Origin of the sequence: Salifodinibacter halophilus (assembly GCA_012999515.1) — a bacterium.
Lineage (GTDB): Bacteria > Pseudomonadota > Gammaproteobacteria > Nevskiales > Salinisphaeraceae > Salifodinibacter > Salifodinibacter halophilus.
Genome location: JABEEB010000783.1, coordinates 1 through 233 on the forward strand (window position 1 = coordinate 1; position 233 = coordinate 233).

The window sequence follows — 233 nt, forward strand, 5'->3', positions numbered from 1 at the left end:
GCGACGAGCAGCGCTACACGGTCGGCTTCGAGCGCGGCGGCGGCGAGCCTTCTTCCGAGCAATCGGGCCTGTGGCTGGCGCAGCAGGCGATGCGCTCGGAGCAGGCCGCGCCGATGCAACCGCCGCCGCCGACCTCCAACGCGACCGCCTTCGCCGACCTGATCGAGCGCCACGTGCGCCAGCTCGCGGTCAGCAGCGGCGGTGCCGACGGCGAGCAGGGCCAGGTGCTGCTG

The 233-nt window shown here is 74.2% G+C and carries 1 protein-coding gene; it reads left to right on the forward strand.

The features are described from left to right. A partial coding sequence (locus tag HKX41_13720; GenBank protein ID NNC25191.1) for a hypothetical protein occupies positions 1-233 on the forward strand: 233 nt, incomplete at both ends.